The organism is Albimonas donghaensis (genome assembly GCF_900106695.1).
GTDB classification, from domain to species: Bacteria; Pseudomonadota; Alphaproteobacteria; order Rhodobacterales; family Rhodobacteraceae; genus Albimonas; species Albimonas donghaensis.
In genome coordinates this window covers 36,461-51,027 of sequence record NZ_FNMZ01000003.1, presented here as the reverse complement: position 1 = coordinate 51,027, position 14,567 = coordinate 36,461, and the positions used below count along the sequence as shown (strand labels likewise).

Annotated in this window: 14 protein-coding genes; 7 read left to right on the top strand and 7 right to left on the bottom strand. The window is 73.4% G+C overall.

What is annotated here, in order from left to right:
- Positions 1 to 371: 371 nt before the first annotated feature.
- The 4 genes from rpsD to BLV24_RS09740 all read left to right on the top strand — a co-directional run bounded on the left by rpsD (position 372) and on the right by BLV24_RS09740 (position 5,302).
- Positions 372 to 992, top strand: coding sequence for a 30S ribosomal protein S4 (gene rpsD, locus BLV24_RS09755; RefSeq protein WP_092681156.1), 621 nt, complete (start codon positions 372 to 374; stop codon positions 990 to 992).
- Positions 993 to 1,455: 463 nt separating this feature from the next.
- On the top strand, positions 1,456 to 3,039 hold the full coding sequence (locus BLV24_RS09750; protein WP_092681154.1) for a bifunctional metallophosphatase/5'-nucleotidase: 1,584 nt from the start codon (positions 1,456 to 1,458) through the stop codon (positions 3,037 to 3,039).
- A gap of 174 nt (positions 3,040 to 3,213) precedes the next feature.
- Positions 3,214 to 4,494, top strand: coding sequence for a tetratricopeptide repeat protein (locus BLV24_RS09745; RefSeq protein ID WP_092681152.1), 1,281 nt, complete (start codon positions 3,214 to 3,216; stop codon positions 4,492 to 4,494).
- 103 nt (positions 4,495 to 4,597) lie between these two features.
- Positions 4,598 to 5,302: an SOS response-associated peptidase gene (locus tag BLV24_RS09740; protein WP_092681150.1), complete on the top strand. Its 705-nt coding sequence runs from the start codon at positions 4,598 to 4,600 to the stop codon at positions 5,300 to 5,302.
- Positions 5,303 to 5,492: 190 nt separating this feature from the next.
- On the opposite strand, the gene moaE is transcribed toward BLV24_RS09740, so the two are convergent.
- Genes moaE through pgsA form a run of 3 tightly spaced genes read right to left on the bottom strand, consistent with a single transcriptional unit; the run spans position 5,493 to position 6,825 of the window.
- Positions 5,493 to 5,999: a molybdopterin synthase catalytic subunit MoaE gene (gene moaE / locus BLV24_RS09735; protein WP_092681148.1), complete on the bottom strand. Its 507-nt coding sequence runs from the start codon at positions 5,997 to 5,999 to the stop codon at positions 5,493 to 5,495.
- Positions 5,996 to 6,241 carry a molybdopterin converting factor subunit 1 gene (gene moaD, locus BLV24_RS09730; RefSeq protein WP_092681146.1) on the bottom strand — a complete coding sequence of 82 codons (246 nt, stop codon included), beginning with the start codon at positions 6,239 to 6,241 and terminating at the stop codon, positions 5,996 to 5,998. The genes moaE and moaD overlap by 4 nt, the downstream gene beginning before the upstream one ends.
- Positions 6,241 to 6,825: a CDP-diacylglycerol--glycerol-3-phosphate 3-phosphatidyltransferase gene (gene pgsA / locus BLV24_RS09725; protein ID WP_092681144.1), complete on the bottom strand. Its 585-nt coding sequence runs from the start codon at positions 6,823 to 6,825 to the stop codon at positions 6,241 to 6,243. Before pgsA ends, moaD begins: the two co-directional genes overlap by 1 nt.
- A 312-nt stretch (positions 6,826 to 7,137) precedes the next feature.
- Between pgsA and BLV24_RS09720 the strand changes: the two genes are divergently transcribed.
- Positions 7,138 to 7,482, top strand: a complete 345-nt coding sequence (locus BLV24_RS09720) for a carboxymuconolactone decarboxylase family protein (protein WP_092681142.1) — start codon at positions 7,138 to 7,140, stop codon at positions 7,480 to 7,482.
- Between the two features lie 41 nt (positions 7,483 to 7,523).
- On the opposite strand, the gene BLV24_RS09715 is transcribed toward BLV24_RS09720, so the two are convergent.
- A complete protein-coding gene (locus BLV24_RS09715; RefSeq protein ID WP_092681139.1) occupies positions 7,524 to 8,420 on the bottom strand; it encodes an SDR family NAD(P)-dependent oxidoreductase in 897 nt (298 codons plus the stop codon).
- 261 nt (positions 8,421 to 8,681) lie between these two features.
- On the opposite strand from BLV24_RS09715, the gene BLV24_RS09710 reads away from it, so the two are divergent.
- Entirely contained in the window at positions 8,682 to 9,578 is an 897-nt protein-coding gene (locus tag BLV24_RS09710; protein ID WP_092681137.1) for an alpha/beta fold hydrolase, read from the top strand.
- Positions 9,579 to 9,628: 50 nt separating this feature from the next.
- Here BLV24_RS09710 and BLV24_RS09705 read toward each other — a convergent pair whose 3' ends face one another.
- A complete protein-coding gene (locus BLV24_RS09705; RefSeq protein ID WP_176954698.1) occupies positions 9,629 to 10,273 on the bottom strand; it encodes a VOC family protein in 645 nt (214 codons plus the stop codon).
- 140 nt (positions 10,274 to 10,413) lie between these two features.
- Between BLV24_RS09705 and BLV24_RS09700 the strand changes: the two genes are divergently transcribed.
- Positions 10,414 to 10,908 (top strand): GNAT family N-acetyltransferase, encoded by a 495-nt coding sequence (locus BLV24_RS09700; protein WP_092681133.1) that lies wholly within the window; start codon positions 10,414 to 10,416, stop codon positions 10,906 to 10,908.
- A 33-nt stretch (positions 10,909 to 10,941) separates the two neighbouring features.
- Here BLV24_RS09700 and BLV24_RS09695 read toward each other — a convergent pair whose 3' ends face one another.
- Both BLV24_RS09695 and BLV24_RS09690 read right to left on the bottom strand, forming a co-directional pair.
- On the bottom strand, positions 10,942 to 12,027 hold the full coding sequence (locus BLV24_RS09695) for a transglutaminase family protein (protein WP_092681131.1): 1,086 nt from the start codon (positions 12,025 to 12,027) through the stop codon (positions 10,942 to 10,944).
- The gene (locus BLV24_RS09690) at positions 12,024 to 14,534 is read right to left on the bottom strand and encodes a circularly permuted type 2 ATP-grasp protein (protein WP_176954697.1); all 2,511 of its coding nucleotides are present in this window, start codon (positions 14,532 to 14,534) and stop codon (positions 12,024 to 12,026) included. Before BLV24_RS09690 ends, BLV24_RS09695 begins: the two co-directional genes overlap by 4 nt.
- Between the last annotated feature and the right edge of the window lie 33 nt (positions 14,535 to 14,567).

Genomic DNA, 14,567 nt, shown 5'->3' with positions numbered 1-14,567 from the left:
CTCGTGCCTGTGTCGCGGCTGTGGTGCGCCTGCGGGCCGGTCGCCGCCTTGATCCAGGTCAGCCGCGGGACGGATTCGGACGGGGCGGGGCGGGCGGGAGGGGCGGGCGGGCGGCGTTTTCAGGGGAGGCTCGGCCCGGGGATGGGGCGGCGGCGCCGCGGGTTCCGCGCGCCCGCGCTTGACAGCCGGCCCCCGCCGCGTAAAAGGCGCGGGTCCGGCGGCGGTGGCGTCGCGGGATTCCGGCGCCCATGGGCGCGCGCCTCCTCGGGGGAGCGCCCCTGTCGCCCCGAAGGCCCCTCGCCCCTGCGGCGCGGGATCCCGGCGGGAAAGGAGGGCGCCTTGTCGCGAGATCTTATGAAGGAGACGGGGCGATGACCAAGCGCACCTCCGCGAAATACAAGCTCGACCGCCGCATGGGCGAGAACATCTGGGGCCGTCCGAAGTCCCCGGTGAACCGTCGCGAATACGGCCCGGGTCAGCACGGCCAGCGCCGCAAGGGCAAGCTGTCGGATTTCGGCACCCAGCTGCGCGCCAAGCAGAAGCTCAAGGGCTACTACGGCGACATCACCGAGAAGCAGTTCCGCCGCGTCTTCGACGAGGCCGAGCGCCGCAAGGGCGACACCGGTGAGAACCTCATCGGCCTGCTGGAGCGCCGGCTGGACGCGGTCGTCTACCGCGCCAAGTTCGTGCCGACCGTCTTCGCCGCGCGCCAGTTCGTGAACCACGGCCATGTGCTGGTGAACGGCCGCCGGGTGAACATCCCCTCCTACTCGGTCAAGGAAGGCGACGTCATCACGGTCAAGGAGAAGTCCCGCCAGATCGAGCTGGTCATGGGCGCGGTCGACTCCTCCGAGCGCGACGTCCCCGACTACCTGGACGTCGACCACTCCAAGATGACCTGCACCTTCGTGCGCGCCCCCGCGCTGGGCGACGTGCCCTACCCGGTGCAGATGGAGCCGAACCTGGTCGTCGAGTTCTACGCCAAGAACTGATCCCGACCGGATCGACGCGTTTCGGAAGGGGCCGCGCCGCGAGGCGCGGCCCCTTCGCGTTTCGGGCCCCGTCCGGCGCGTCCTTCGCCCGCCGGCGACGGTTCCGCCGGGCGCCGACCTTCCCGCGCCGCGCGGGCGGACCCGTGCCACACGCGCCTTGGTCGACGCGCGGCTCCCTCCCCCCGGTCCTTCGCGCCGCCCGCCGGGGGGGAGCCGCGGCCCCGAGCGTCCGAGAGCCGCGCCCGCGCGCCCGCCGCGGCCGGCGCCGGGGATGCGCGCGGCGCCGTCTCTTCGCCCCCGCGCTCCGCTCGCCCCGCCCGGGCGAGCGCCTCCCGCGTCCTGTCGCGAATTCGTCGCCAGCGCCCTCCATGCTCGTCCGCGCGCCCATCGCGCCGCGTCGCCCTTGCGTTCGAACCCCGAACCCGCGCAGGCTGACCGTCACATAACCGACATGGAGCGTCCCATGACCACCCGCACCTTCCTCGCCGGCGCCGCCGCGCTGGCGCTCATGGCGCCGGCCGCCGCGCTCGCCGATTTCTCGATCTCGATTCTGCACACCAACGACGTGCATTCGCGGCTCGAGCCGATTTCGAAATACGACAGCGGCTGCTCCGCGGCGGACAATGCCGAGGGCAAGTGCTTCGGCGGCTCCGCCCGCCTGATCACCGCCGTGGAGGCCGCGCGCGCCGAGGCCCCGGTCAACCTGCTGGTGGACGGCGGCGACCAGTTCCAGGGCACGCTGTTCTACACCTTCTACAAGGGCAAGGCCGCGGCGGAGATGATGAACGCCATGGCCTATGACGGCATGACCGTCGGCAACCACGAATTCGACGACGGCCCCGAAGTGCTCGCCGGCTTCATGGAGGCGGTGTCCTTCCCGGTGCTGATGTCCAACGCCGACGTCTCCGCCGAGCCGGCGCTGGCCGGCAAGCTGATGCCCTCCGCCATCGTGGAGAAGGGCGGCGAGAAGATCGGCCTGATCGGCCTGACCCCCTACAACACCGATGAGCTCGCCTCGCCGGGCAAGAACATCACCTTCGAGGACCCGTCCGCCGCCGTCGCCCGCGAGGTCGAGAAGCTGACCGCCGAGGGCGTGAACAAGATCGTGGTCCTGTCCCATTCCGGCTACGGCGTCGACCAGCGGGTCGCGGCCGAGGTCGCGGGCATCGACGTGATCGTGGGCGGGCACACCAACACCCTGCTGTCCAACACCTCGGATCGGGCCGAGGGCCCCTATCCGACCATGGTCAAGGGACCGGACGGCGGCGACACGGCCATCGTCTCCGCCTATGCCTACGGCAAGTTCCTGGGCAAGCTGGACGTGGTCTTCGACGACGCGGGCAAGATCGTCACCGCCTCGGGCGAGCCGCTGCTGCTCGACGGGTCGGTCGAGGAGAACGCGCGGATCAAGGGCCGGCTGGAGGAGCTCGCCGAGCCGCTCCAGTCGATCCGCGAGGAAGTGGTCGCCGCCACCGACGCGCCGATCGGCGGCGACAAGTCCATGTGCCGCTCCGGCGTGTGCGAGATGGGCGTGCTGGTCGCCGACGCCATGCTGGACCGGGTCAAGGACCAGGGCGTGGACGTGGCGATCACCAATGGCGGGGGGCTGCGCGCCTCCATCGACGCCGGCGAAGTGACCATGGGCGAGGTGCTGACCGTGCTGCCCTTCCAGAACACGCTGGCCACCTTCAACCTGAAGGGCGCGGACCTGGTGGCGGCGCTGGAGAACGGCGTGAGCCAGGTCGAGGAAGGCGCCGGGCGCTTCCCGCAGGTCGCGGGCATGAGCTTCGTGTGGGATCCGGCCGCGGAAGCGGGCGCGCGCATCGTGTCGGTCGAGGTCGGCGGCGCGGCGCTGGACCCCGAGAAGGTCTACGGCGTGGTGTCGAACAACTACATGCGCTCGGGCGGCGACGGCTACAAGATCTTCGCCACCGCCGCCGCCGACGCCTATGACTTCGGCCCGGGGCTGGAGGAGGTGGTGGCCGATTACCTCTCGGCCAACGCCCCCTACACGCCCTATGTGGATGAGCGCATCTCGAAGAAGTGAGCCGCGCGGGGCGGGGGCGGGCCGCCGCGCCCGCGCCCCCGCCCGCTTTCGCTCCGATCCGATGCGATCCCCTTCGCCCCGTCGCGGTTCGTCCGCGGCGGGGTTTTTCGTCTCCGCCTCCGGGCGGGGACCGTGCTAGCCTTGCCCCCGATATGGGATGCAGGGAGACCGGCCATGCTGCGCGACCGCTATGACAACGCCCTGACCACCGGCTCCGCCGCGGCCCGGGACGCCTATGCGGAGGGCATGGACCTGTTCCTCGCCGCGGATGCGGGGGCGGAGACCGCTTTCACCCGCGCCGCCGGGGAGGACCCGGATTTCGCGCTCGCGCATCTGGCCCTGGCCCGCGATCGTCAGGCCCGCGGCGCGCCCGGCCCGGCGCGCGAGGCGCTGGCCGCCGCCCGCGCCGCCGCCGGGGCGCGGCCCGTCACCCCGCGCGAGGCCGGGCAGCTTCACGCGCTGGGCCTGCTGATCGAGGGTCGCGGGGCCGAGGCCATGGCCGCCATCCGCGCCCAGGCCGCCGCGCATCCGCGCGACGCGATGACCGTGCAGACCTGCACCGGGGTGTTCGGGCTGATCGGCTTTTCCGGCCAGCCGGGGCGGGAGGCGGAGCAGCTGGCCTTCACCGCCGCGCTGGCGCCGCATTACGGCGACGACTGGTGGTTTCTCGCGCAGCACGCCTTCTCGCAGATGGAATCCGGGGCGACCGGGCCGGCGGAAGCGACCATCACGCGGTCGCTGGAGGGCAATCCGCGCAACGCCAACGGGGCGCATATCCGCTCCCACCTGCATTACGAGAACGGCGAGACCGAGGCCGGCTACGCCTATCTCGACGCCTGGCGGAAGGACTATGCGCGGGGCGGCATCCTGCATTGCCACGTGAACTGGCATATCGCGCTCTGGGCGCTGGAGCGGGGGGACGAGGCGACCATGTGGGCGGTGGTGGACGCCGACATCGCGCCGGAGACCGGGGCGGGGCCGGCGCTGAACGTGCTGACCGACATGGCCGCGATCCTCTACCGGGCGGAGCTGGCGGGGGTGCGGGTGGACCCGGCGCGGTGGCGGGCGATCAGCGCCTACGCGTCGGAGCGGTTCCCGAAGCCGGGCATCGCCTTCGCCGACGTGCACGCGGCGCTGGCCCACGCCATGGCCGGGGAGGGCGAGGCGCTGGCCCGCATCCTGCGCGACGCCAGGGGGCCGGCCGGGGACCTGGTGCGGCTGCTGGCCGAGGCCTTCGGCGCCCTGGCCGAGGGCCGCTGGGCCGACGCGCTGGACCCGTTGGCGAAGGCGATGACCGATCACGCCCGGATCGGCGGCAGCCGGGCGCAGCGGGACCTGATCGAGTTCGCCATGGCGGGGGCGCTGCTGAAGCTGGGCCGGGGGGAGGAGGCGAAGCGTCTGCTCGCCATCCGTCGGCCGCTGGCGCCTGCGGGTTCGGTGAAGGGGCTGGTCTGAGGGGCGGCCCGGGACGGGACTCCCCCGCGCTGACGCGCGAGGTTCGCCCGCCCGGGCCGCCCGCCCCATTCCCTTCCCCGCCGTCGCCGCTTACAAAACCCCCATGTGCGGACGTTTCGCCCTGACCACGCCCCAGACCGCGGTGCTGGAGCATTTCTCGGCCGCCCCCAGCCCGAAGCTGGCGGAGCGGCTGGGCAATCTCGGCCCGCGCTGGAACGTCTGCCCGACCACCGACATTCCCGTGGTGCTGAACCATGACGGCGACCGGCTGCTGGCGCCCCTGCGCTGGGGCTTCATCCCGCGCTGGTACAAGGCCCCGAATGGCGGCCCCCTGCTGATCAACGCCCGCGCCGAGACGATCGCCGAGAAACCCGCCTTTCGCGACGCCGCCCGCGCCCGGCGCTGCCTGATCCCGGCCGACGGGTTCTACGAATGGCTGCGCGACGCCGAGCCCAAGCGCCCGTTCTGGCTGCGCCCTGCGGCCGGCCCGCCCGAGGGCTCGCTCTTCGCTTTCGCCGCCGTGTGGGAGATCTGGCGCGGGCCCGAGGGCGCGCCGCCCATCGCCGCCTGCGCCATGGTCACCACCGCCGCTTCCGAGACCATCGCCGGCATCCATCACCGCGAGCCGGTGACCATCGCCCCGGAGAACTACGGGTTGTGGCTGGGGGAGGAGGGCCGCGGCGCCGCGCGCCTGATGCGGGCGGCCGAACCGGGTTTCTGGGCGTTCCACGAGGTCTCGCGGCGGGTCAACGGCGTGAAGGACGACGATCCGCAGCTGATCGACCCGATCGATCTCCCCGACGCCTGACCCGAGACGCCTGACCCGAGACGCCGGAGCGCCCAGGCCTGATCGTCGCAGCCTGAGCGCCGAGGCCTGATCGCCGCGGACGGACCGACGCCGCCCGGCCCCGGTCCCGCCCTCGGCCCCGGTTCCGCGCCGCGCGGGCGCAAGGGCGCCGCTCTCGTCCGGGCGGACGCGCGGCTCCCGTCGCGCGGGGTCAGCGCCAGCGGGCGGCGGCCTCGTCGTCGGCCTCGCGGGCGTCGACCCAGCGGGCGCCCTCGGGCGTCGTCTCTTTCTTCCAGAACGGCGCGCGGGTCTTGAGGTAGTCCATCACGAACTCCGCCGCCTCGAAGGCCGCCCCGCGATGCGGCGAGGCGCAGGCCACCAGCACGATCCGCGCGGCCGGCGCCAGCGGCCCGTAGCGATGGATCACCGTCACCCCCTGCAGGGGCCAGCGCGCCCGCGCCGCGTCGGCGATGGCGCGCAGGGCGGCTTCGGTCATGCCGGGATAGTGCTCCAGCTCCATCCCCGAAATCGGAACTCCGCCGGCATGATCGCGCACCAGCCCGGTAAAGGTCGCCACGGCGCCGATATCGGCGCGGCCCGCGGTCAGCCGGTCGATCTCCGCGCCGATGTCGAAATCCGCCGCCTGGACCGAGACATGCACCACCGGCGCGGGCCCCTGCGCAGTCGGGGGCGCGGTCGGGGGCGCGGGCTCCGTCATCCGCCGGTCACCGGGGGGAAGAAGGCCAGTTCCCGCACGCCGGCCAGCGGCGCGTCGAACTCCGCCGCCTCCTGGTCCACGGCGACGCGCACGGCCGACAGGTCCTCGAAGGCGAGCGCGTAGCGTTCGTCCTTCGCCCGCAACTCCTCCACCAGCGCGGCCACGGTGGGGGCGTCGGAGGCGATCTCCTCCCGCCCCGCGCCCACCCGCTCCCGCAGCCAGGCGAAATACAGCACCTGCATCAGCGTTCTCCCGTCATCGCGTGGCTCGCGAGCCCCCGCCGGAAATAGTCCCAGCCGGTGATCAGCGTCAGCGCGCCGGCGAGCCACAGCAGCGCGATCCCCGCAGCCTCCAACGGCCCCGCCGCCGCCGGCCAGCCGCCGGCGCCCGCCCAGAAGCCGCCCATCAGCACGCCGATGGCCGCCATCTGCACCGTCGTCTTCCATTTGGCGAGCTTCGTCACCGGAATCGAGACCCGCCCCGCCAGATGTTCGCGCAGGCCCGACACCGCGGTCTCGCGCAGGAAGATCGCCGCGGCGGGCGGGATCATCCAGGGATCGGGCCCGGCCAGCATCATCACCACCGCGAGCGCGGTCATCACCATGGCCTTGTCGGCGATGGGGTCGAGCATCCGCCCGAACTCGGTCTGCTGGTTGAAGCGCCGCGCCAGCCAGCCGTCGAGGAAATCGGTGAAGGAGGCGCCGAGGAACAGCCCCAGCGCCCACAGGTCCGCCGCGGGTCGGGGCAGGGCCACGAAGACCAGCGCCACCGCAGGGGCGGCGAGCAGGCGGAACACGGTCAGCAGGTTGGGAATGGTCAACGGCATGCAGGCTGCATCCTCCGCGGAGGGCGGGACTGTCAAGGCGCCGATGGGCGCCGATGGGCGACGAGGGGCGCCCGGGGGGGGGCGTGACGAGGAGGGGCGCTCGGGTCTCGTCCCCGCGGGTTCCGCCCGAAACCGCGCCTCCGGGCGCCCAGGGAGACGCGCCGCGCCGGCGCCCGGGCGCGAATGGCGCGACGGTCGCGGCGCGGCTTTCGGTCCGGCGCGGCCGGGCGATTGACCTGCCTCAAGGCGCGCCGGTCCGCGGGGCGCGATCGTGCCGCGGATCAATCATATTCGAATGCGAGATACCGACTCATGGACTGGCCCGCCTTCCTCAACGACACCAACCGCCAGCTCGCCAAGTTCCGCGAGGCCCAGCCCGGCGCCCAGCAGGGCTTCGCCCAGCTCGCCCGGGCCGCGACCCAGCCCGGCGCGATCGACCCGATGACCAAGGAACTGATCGCGCTCGCCATCGGCATATCCGCCCATTGCGACGGCTGCATCGGCTTTCATGTCCGCGCCGCCCGCCGCCATGACGCGACCCGCGAGCAGATCGCCGAGACGGTGGCCATGTGTCTCTACATGGGCGGCGGGCCGTCGCTGATGTACGGGGCCAAGGCGCTGGACGCCTTCGACCAGTTCGAAGCCGCCGAAGCCTGAGCGCGCGCCCCTCCCCGGCGGGGACGGGCGCGCGCGCGTCCTCACTCCGCCGGGCGGGCCGCCTTCATCGTGTCCAGGTCGCCGGCCGAGGCCTTGCGCATCGCCGCCGTCGGCCGCCCGCCGGGAACGAAGGGATGGGTCGAGCTCAGCCCCCCGTCCACCGCCATCGCCTGGCCGTTGACGTAGCTCGCCAGGTCCGAGACCAGGAACAGCGCCATCCCCGCGATCTCCTCGGGCTCGCCGCCGCGCTTCATCGGGTTGAGCTGGCCGATCTTGTCCTCCCGACCCTTGGCGCGGGCGTAGTCATAGGCGTAGCGGGTCATGCCGGTCTCGATCAGGCCGGGGCAGATGGCGTTGATGCGGATGTTCTTGCCGATCAGCTCCTGCGCCGCGGTCTGCACCAGGTTGATCACCCCGGCCTTGGAGGCCGAATAGGGCGTCGGCCCCGCATTGGCCCGCAGCCCCGCCACCGAGGCCGTGGCCACGATCGCGCCGCCGCCCCGCGCCTCCATCGCCGGAACCGCGTGCTTGATGGCCAGGAACGGGCCGATCAGGTTGATGCGCAGGATCTCGGACCACTGCTCGGGCGTGTGGTCGAAGAAATCCGTCGGCCCGCCGAAATTGGAGATGCCGGCATTGGCGTAGAAGATGTCGAGCCCGCCGAAGCTGTCCGTCGCCAGCGCCACCGCGGCGGCCACGTCGGCCTCCGCGCCCGCGTCCATGGTCATCGACACGGCGCGGCCGCCGGCGGCGCGGATCTCGGCCTCGGTCTCGGCCACCGTCTCGGCCTTGTCGCAGCAGACCACCGCGGCGCCGGCGGCCGCGTAGAGCTTCGAGGTCGCCCGTCCGATGCCCGAGGCGGCGCCGGTGACGATGGCGACCTTGCCGGTCAGGTCGATGGCCGGGCTCTTGGGCGCGGGGCTCTTGGATTCGCTCATGTTCGGTCTTCCTCCCTTGGGGCGCGGCTCTGCGGCCGTCGCCATAGCTCGGTTCCGAATATCGGGTTTCGCCGCGCCCGAACAGGGCCGCGCGCCGGTCCGGGTCCGTCGCCAGGTCCGCGGGGGCGGCGCCATGTCGGCATAGCGGAAAATTTTCATCCGGATAAAAATGAGCCAAGGGGCTTCCTTGGCCGCCTGTTTGACATTACCACCGACGCGATGGCCCGGCGAACCGGGCCGCGGGGGAGGAGAGGACGACCCATGCCCAGCATCCAGGCCAACGGCATCGAGATTTTCCATGACGAAACGGGGCCCGCCGGCGGCGAACCGCTTCTTCTGATTTCCGGGGTGGGCATGCAGATGACCCGCTACTCGGACGCCTTCTGCGCGGCGCTGGCCGACAGGGGCTTCCGGGTGATCCGGATGGACAACCGCGACATCGGCCTGTCGCAGGGCTTCGACGCGGCCGGGATCCCCGACTTCAAGGCCCTGGTGGCGGAGCGGATGGCCGGCCGCACGCCCTCCGCCCCCTACACGCTGGTCGACATGGCCGACGACGCGGCGGGGCTGATCGAGGCGCTGGGGCTGGGGCCGACCCATGTGGTGGGCTCGTCCATGGGCGGGATGATCGTGCAGTTGATGGCGATCCATCACGCGGACAAGCTGCGCTCGGTCACCTCGATCATGTCGACGACCGGCCATGGCGATCTGCCCCAGGCGACGCCGGAGGCGATGGCGGTGCTGACCGGTCCGCGGATCGATCCGTTCGAGGATCGCGAGGCCTATCTGGCGCAGTCCGTGGTCTCCGCCGGCGTCATCGGCAGCCCCGGCTGGCCGGAGGACGAGGCCCTGATCCGCGCCCGCGCCGTGGCGGATGTGGAGCGCGCCTATCGTCCCGCCGGTTTCGCGCGCCAATACGGCGCCATCCTCGCCACCCCGGACCGTCGCGCGGCGCTGGGCGGCGTGGACCTGCCCTTCCTGGTGATCCACGGGACCGACGACCCGCTGGTGCGGGTGGAGGGGGGGCGCGACACCGCCGCCTCGGTCCCCGGCGCGGAGATGCTGGAGATCCCTGGCATGGGCCACAACATTCCCGCCGGCCTGATCCCGCGGATCACCGACGCCATCGCCCGCATCGCCGGGCGGATCCCCGCCTAGGGGCTCGGCGGGGCGCCTCCCCGGCCTGGGGCGGGGGGCCGATCCGCGGCTCAGTTCAGCGCCACGATCCCGCCGGGGCCTTCGATCTCGGCGCGAAGGGCGCCGCCGCCGGTCTCGCCCTCGGGCGCCAGCGCGGCCAGACCCATGGCCTCCAGCGCCGCGTCGGCCTCCGGGTCGGGGCGGCGGGCGAAACCGGTCAGGGTCAGGCCCGAGCCGGCCAGCGTGTCGGAGGGCGTGGGCCCCTCCGGCCATTCGATCACGAAGGGCAGGGCGCCGCCCATCAGCGGCACGCCGTCGGCCGGCGAGGCCAGCCGCCATTCCAGGTCTCCGCGCCGCATCGGGCGCAGGGGGCCCATCGCCGCCGGCCCGCGGGCGAGCAACGCCGCCGCGTCCGGGTCGCGCGTCACCCAGGTCAGCAGCCGGGGTCCGTCCGTCAGCCGCGCCTGCGTCGCGGGCAGGCCGAGGCCGAAGGGCGTCGGCCCCTCCGCCGGCCAGTCCTGGCCCGGATCGGGGGCGATCAGCTCCAGGTAGCAGCGCCCGCCGCCCGGCCGCGCCAGGCCCCAGAGCGCGTTATGCGTGCCCAGTCCCGCATGCGCGCCGCCGCCCTGGGCCTTCACGCCGAACGTCTCCTCCAGCCGCGGCCTCCATTCGGCCAGCGACAGGCAGCCCACGACCAGGTGATCCAGTTCCGCCATGCGATTCTCCTTCGCCTTCGCGCCGGTTGCTCCGGCTTGCCGGCGCCCCGCGCCGCGCGGCATAGAGGACCCGTCCCCGCGCCGCGGATCAAGCGAAAGCGCGGTCCCGCGGCGGCCCGTCACGCAACGCCCGAGCCCCCATGACCGACACGCCCCCCGGCCTCGCCGTCGCCCCCGCGCCTCCGGATTTCGCGGAATGGGAGGCGCTGCTCGCGCTCCTCCGCCGGGCCTTCGCCTATATGGAGGGGCGGGTGGACCCGCCGTCGTCGCTGACCCGCATGGACGCCGCCGCCCTGCGCGACAAGGCGGGGGCGGAGGCGCTGCTGCTCGCCCATGACGCGGCCGGCGGGCTGGTCGGATGCCTGTTCGCCGCGGACCGGGGGAACGCGCTGCATATCGGGAAACTGGCGGTGGAGCCGGCCCGGCAGGGCGAGCGGATCGGCGCCGCGCTGATGGCCGCGGCCGAGGCGCTGGCCCGCGGCCGCGGCCTGCCCGCGCTGGAGCTGGAGACGCGGGTGGAGCTGACCGGCAACCATCGGGCCTTCGCGCGGATGGGGTTCGAGACCGTCGGGGAAAGCGCCCATGCGGGCTATGACCGGCCCACCAGCTTCACCTTCCGGCGCGCGCTGGACTGAGCCGGCGCGTCCGCCCGCGCCCGCAACCCCGTCTCACACGTCGTCGTCGGGGGGCGTGTCGTCCTGGCTCAGCCCATGCAGCGTCGCCTGCGCGGCCCGTGCCGCGGCGCCCGTGGCCGGATCGTTGACCGGCGGGGTCTCGGGCGCCGGAGAGGACGCGATCGGCGCCGGCTGCAACGGCGGCGCAGGGGGGGCGGGCGCCGCGTCCGCGGGGTCGGGGATCAGGGCGGCGTCGCGCTCGGCCTCCAGTTCCTCCAGCGAGGCCACGTCCACCGAGACCGACAGCATCTGCCCGCCCGAGCCGACCACCAGCCCGGTCACCGGCGCGCAATCGGCGTAGTCGCGGCCCATGGCGGACATGACGTGATCCGCGCCGGGCTGCATGTCGTTGGTCGGGTCGAACTGCACCCAGCCCACCGACGGGTCCCAGACCGAGGCCCAGGCATGGGTCGCGTCCGCGCCCACCAGCCGCGCCCGTCCCGGCGGGGGCAGGGTGCGCAGGTAGCCCGAGACATAGGCGCAGGGCAGGCGCAGCGCCCGCATCGCGGCCAGCATCACATGGGCGAAGTCCTGGCAGACGCCTTCGCGCGCCGCGAAACTGGCGCCGGCCGGCGTTTCGGCGGTGGTCGAGCCGGGGAGATACTTGAAATCCTTGTGGATGCGCGCGCAAAGCTCCCGCGCCGCCTCCAGCACCGGGCGCCCGGGCTCGAAGCTTTCGCGGGCATAGGCCTCGATCTCCGCGTCGGCGTCGGTCAGCGGCGTCGGATAGGCGTAGAGCGCCGCCTCCAGCCCCGCCGGCGCCATGGCCATGCGCGCCGCCTGCTCCCACGGGGTCGAGGCGCCCAGCATCGGCTCCTCGCGCTCCAGCCGCTCGACCACGCAGCGCAGGGTGATCTCCAGCGTCTCGTGGGGCTCGGTGACGGTCGCGGTCTCCAGCGCGTTGCCGAAGGCGTCCGTATAGCCCGCCCGCTCCTGCGGGTGGGGGGAGACGGTGACCTCCGCCTCCAGCACGGTCTGCTCGGCGTTGGACGGCGGGGTCAGGCGCAGCAGGTGCTGCGAAAACGCCGCCGGCGCGCCGTAGGCGTAGCGGGTGGAATGCAGGATGCGCAGCGTGCTCATCCCTCCAGCCTCCCGCGCAGGCCCACCCGGCTGGGGGCCTGGGTATGGGCGAAGAAGGACCGCGCCAGTTCGTCCGACAGCTCCGCCAGCGCGGCGCGGACGTCGACGATCAGGGCGCTGAGCGCGGGACGGCGGCCGTCCTCGTCCTCCTCGGCCAACTGCTCGGGATCGGCGAGCCGCACGTCCATCAGCACCCGCATCGCCAGCCGCAATTCGCGGGACCGGCGCGGGCCGGGATTGGGCAGGTTGTTGAGCGCCTCCTCGATCCGCATGAGCTGATAGACCAGCGACCGCGGGTTGTGTTCGTCCAGCACCAGCAGGTCCATGCAGGGCGCGGGGGCGGGCACGGTCATGTAGCGGGTCCGGTAGGCGGTGCGGCTGTCGAGCAGGGTCAGCCAGGCGCGCAGCCAGCTTTCGTCGGGCTCGTTGCGGCGGCCGGCCAGCGCCTCGGCGGCGCGGGCGAAGGACAGGCCCCGCTCGATCGATCGGCCCAGCTCCAGGAAGCGCCAGACATGGTTGCGGGTCAGGTTCTCCTGCGTGGTGCCGGCGAAGGCGGCGAGCGCCAGCAGGCTTTCGTCGATCAGCCGCAGCAGGGCCGAGGCGTTCTGCGGCGGCGGCGGCGACCGCCAGCCGGTGTCGGTGGTCAGCCGGTCGATGGAGCGCCAGCTTTCCTCCGACAGATAGGGCCGGGCCCGCTGTCCGGTGCGGCGCAGGGCGCCCAGCAGGGGCGCGAGGCCCATCGGTTCATGGTGATCGCTGGTCAGCCGGGCGATGGCGTCGCGGACGCGGGCCATGCCGGCGCGGTTGTCGTTGGGGCCGGCCTGGATTTCGAGGATGGCGGCGAGCACTTCGGGGCTGTCGTCCTCCTCCTGCCCCGAGACCATGCGGTCGATCACGCCGCGCAGCGCGCGCAGGGTGACGTCGGCGCGCTCCGCGGTGCGGCCCAGCCAGAACAGGTCGTCGGCCACCCGGGACAGGAGATCGCCGCCGGTGCGCCGCAGGTGGGTGCGGGCGAGCCTGCGCTCCAGCGTCGGGGCCGGGCGGGCCTCCTCGGCGGTGCGGGCGGGGATCCAGACATCCTTGCCGAAACCCAGCGGCGGCGGGGCGCAGCCGGGTTCGACCAGCGTGGCGACGCCGCCGGGGGCGACGGACCAGCCGCCCGGCGTGAGGCTGGCGAAGACCCGCATCATCCATTGCCGCGGGGCCAGCGCGCCGGATCGCCAGGCCGGCGTGGTGGACAGCGGCGGCGTGGCGACGGCGGCCAGCCGTTCCCCGTGCCGGCGCAGGAAGCCGGCCAGCGCGTCGCGGTCGCTCTGGATCAGGGTCGGCGCGTCGCGGTTCTGCAGGGGACCGCGGCTGATCCGCTCCAGCCGCCACAGTTCGGGCTCGTCCATCGCCTGTTCGCGCGCCGCGGGGTCGCCCATCCACAGGCAGGGCGCATCGGCGATGCGCAGGTCCTCGTCCAGGAAGAACTGGCTGAGCGCATGGGCGAAGGGCGCCATGGCCCGGTAGGCGAAGGCCGAGGCGCCCAGCCCGTTCGCCAGCCGCAGCCGACCGGCCCGCTGGGCCAGCGACAGCGCCGGGGCGCCGACCGTGGCGGTGGCGGGCTGGAACAGCGCCTCCAGGTGATGCGAATGCACGCCGCGCAGCAGCACCGACAGGGGCTTGAGCCCCTCGACCGTCTTCACGAAGGCCCCGCCCTCGCGCACCGTCACGTCGGCGGGCTCGATCAGGGCGGCGCCCATGTAGCGGGCGAAATAGGCGTGGGAGAAATAGCGCGGATCGCGCGCCCCCCCGGACATCAGCGCCAGCCGGCCGTCGAGCCCGGTGGCCTCCTCCAGCAGTTGCTGGAGCCCCTGGTAATGCCCCGCGATGCGCCGGATGCCGCCCGAGAGGAACGGCTCGGCGAAGCTCTGCGACGAGGCCACGCGGTTGGCGACCATCCAGCCGTCGCCCAGCGGCGCGTCGACCCGGTCGGCCAGCACCATCCAGCGCCCGTCGGCGCCGCGGGCCAGATCCATTTCGTAGAGCGTCAGCCAGGGCGCGTCCTGTTCCGGCCAGCCGGTGCGCCACAGCGCGAAATCGGGGTTGCCGAAGGCCATGCCGGGGGGAAGCATCCCCTCCTTCAACGCGGTCCGGGGGCCGTAGAGGTCGGCCAGCGCGGCCTCGATCAGCCGGGCGCGCTGCATGACGCCGGCGGAGATCCCGGCCCATTCCTCGGGCGAGATCACCACCGGGAAGGCGTCGGCCGCCGCCGCGGCGACATCGGCGCCGCCGGTCGGGTCGAAAGCGACGCCGGATTCCAGCCGCAGGCGTCGGGTTTCGCCGACCACCGCCTCATAGCCGTCGGGGCCGGCGCGGCGCGCCCAGTCCATCAGGCCGCGCCAATGCGGGCGCAAGCCTCCTTCGCCGTCCAGCGCCTCGTCATGAGCGCGGTCGGTGCGATGGGCCGAATAATGGGCGAACAGGTCCCGAAGATCTTCTTCGAGACGGGCGACGGCGGGCATGAAGCTCCTTCGAAGTCCTTGAGACGCTGGCGA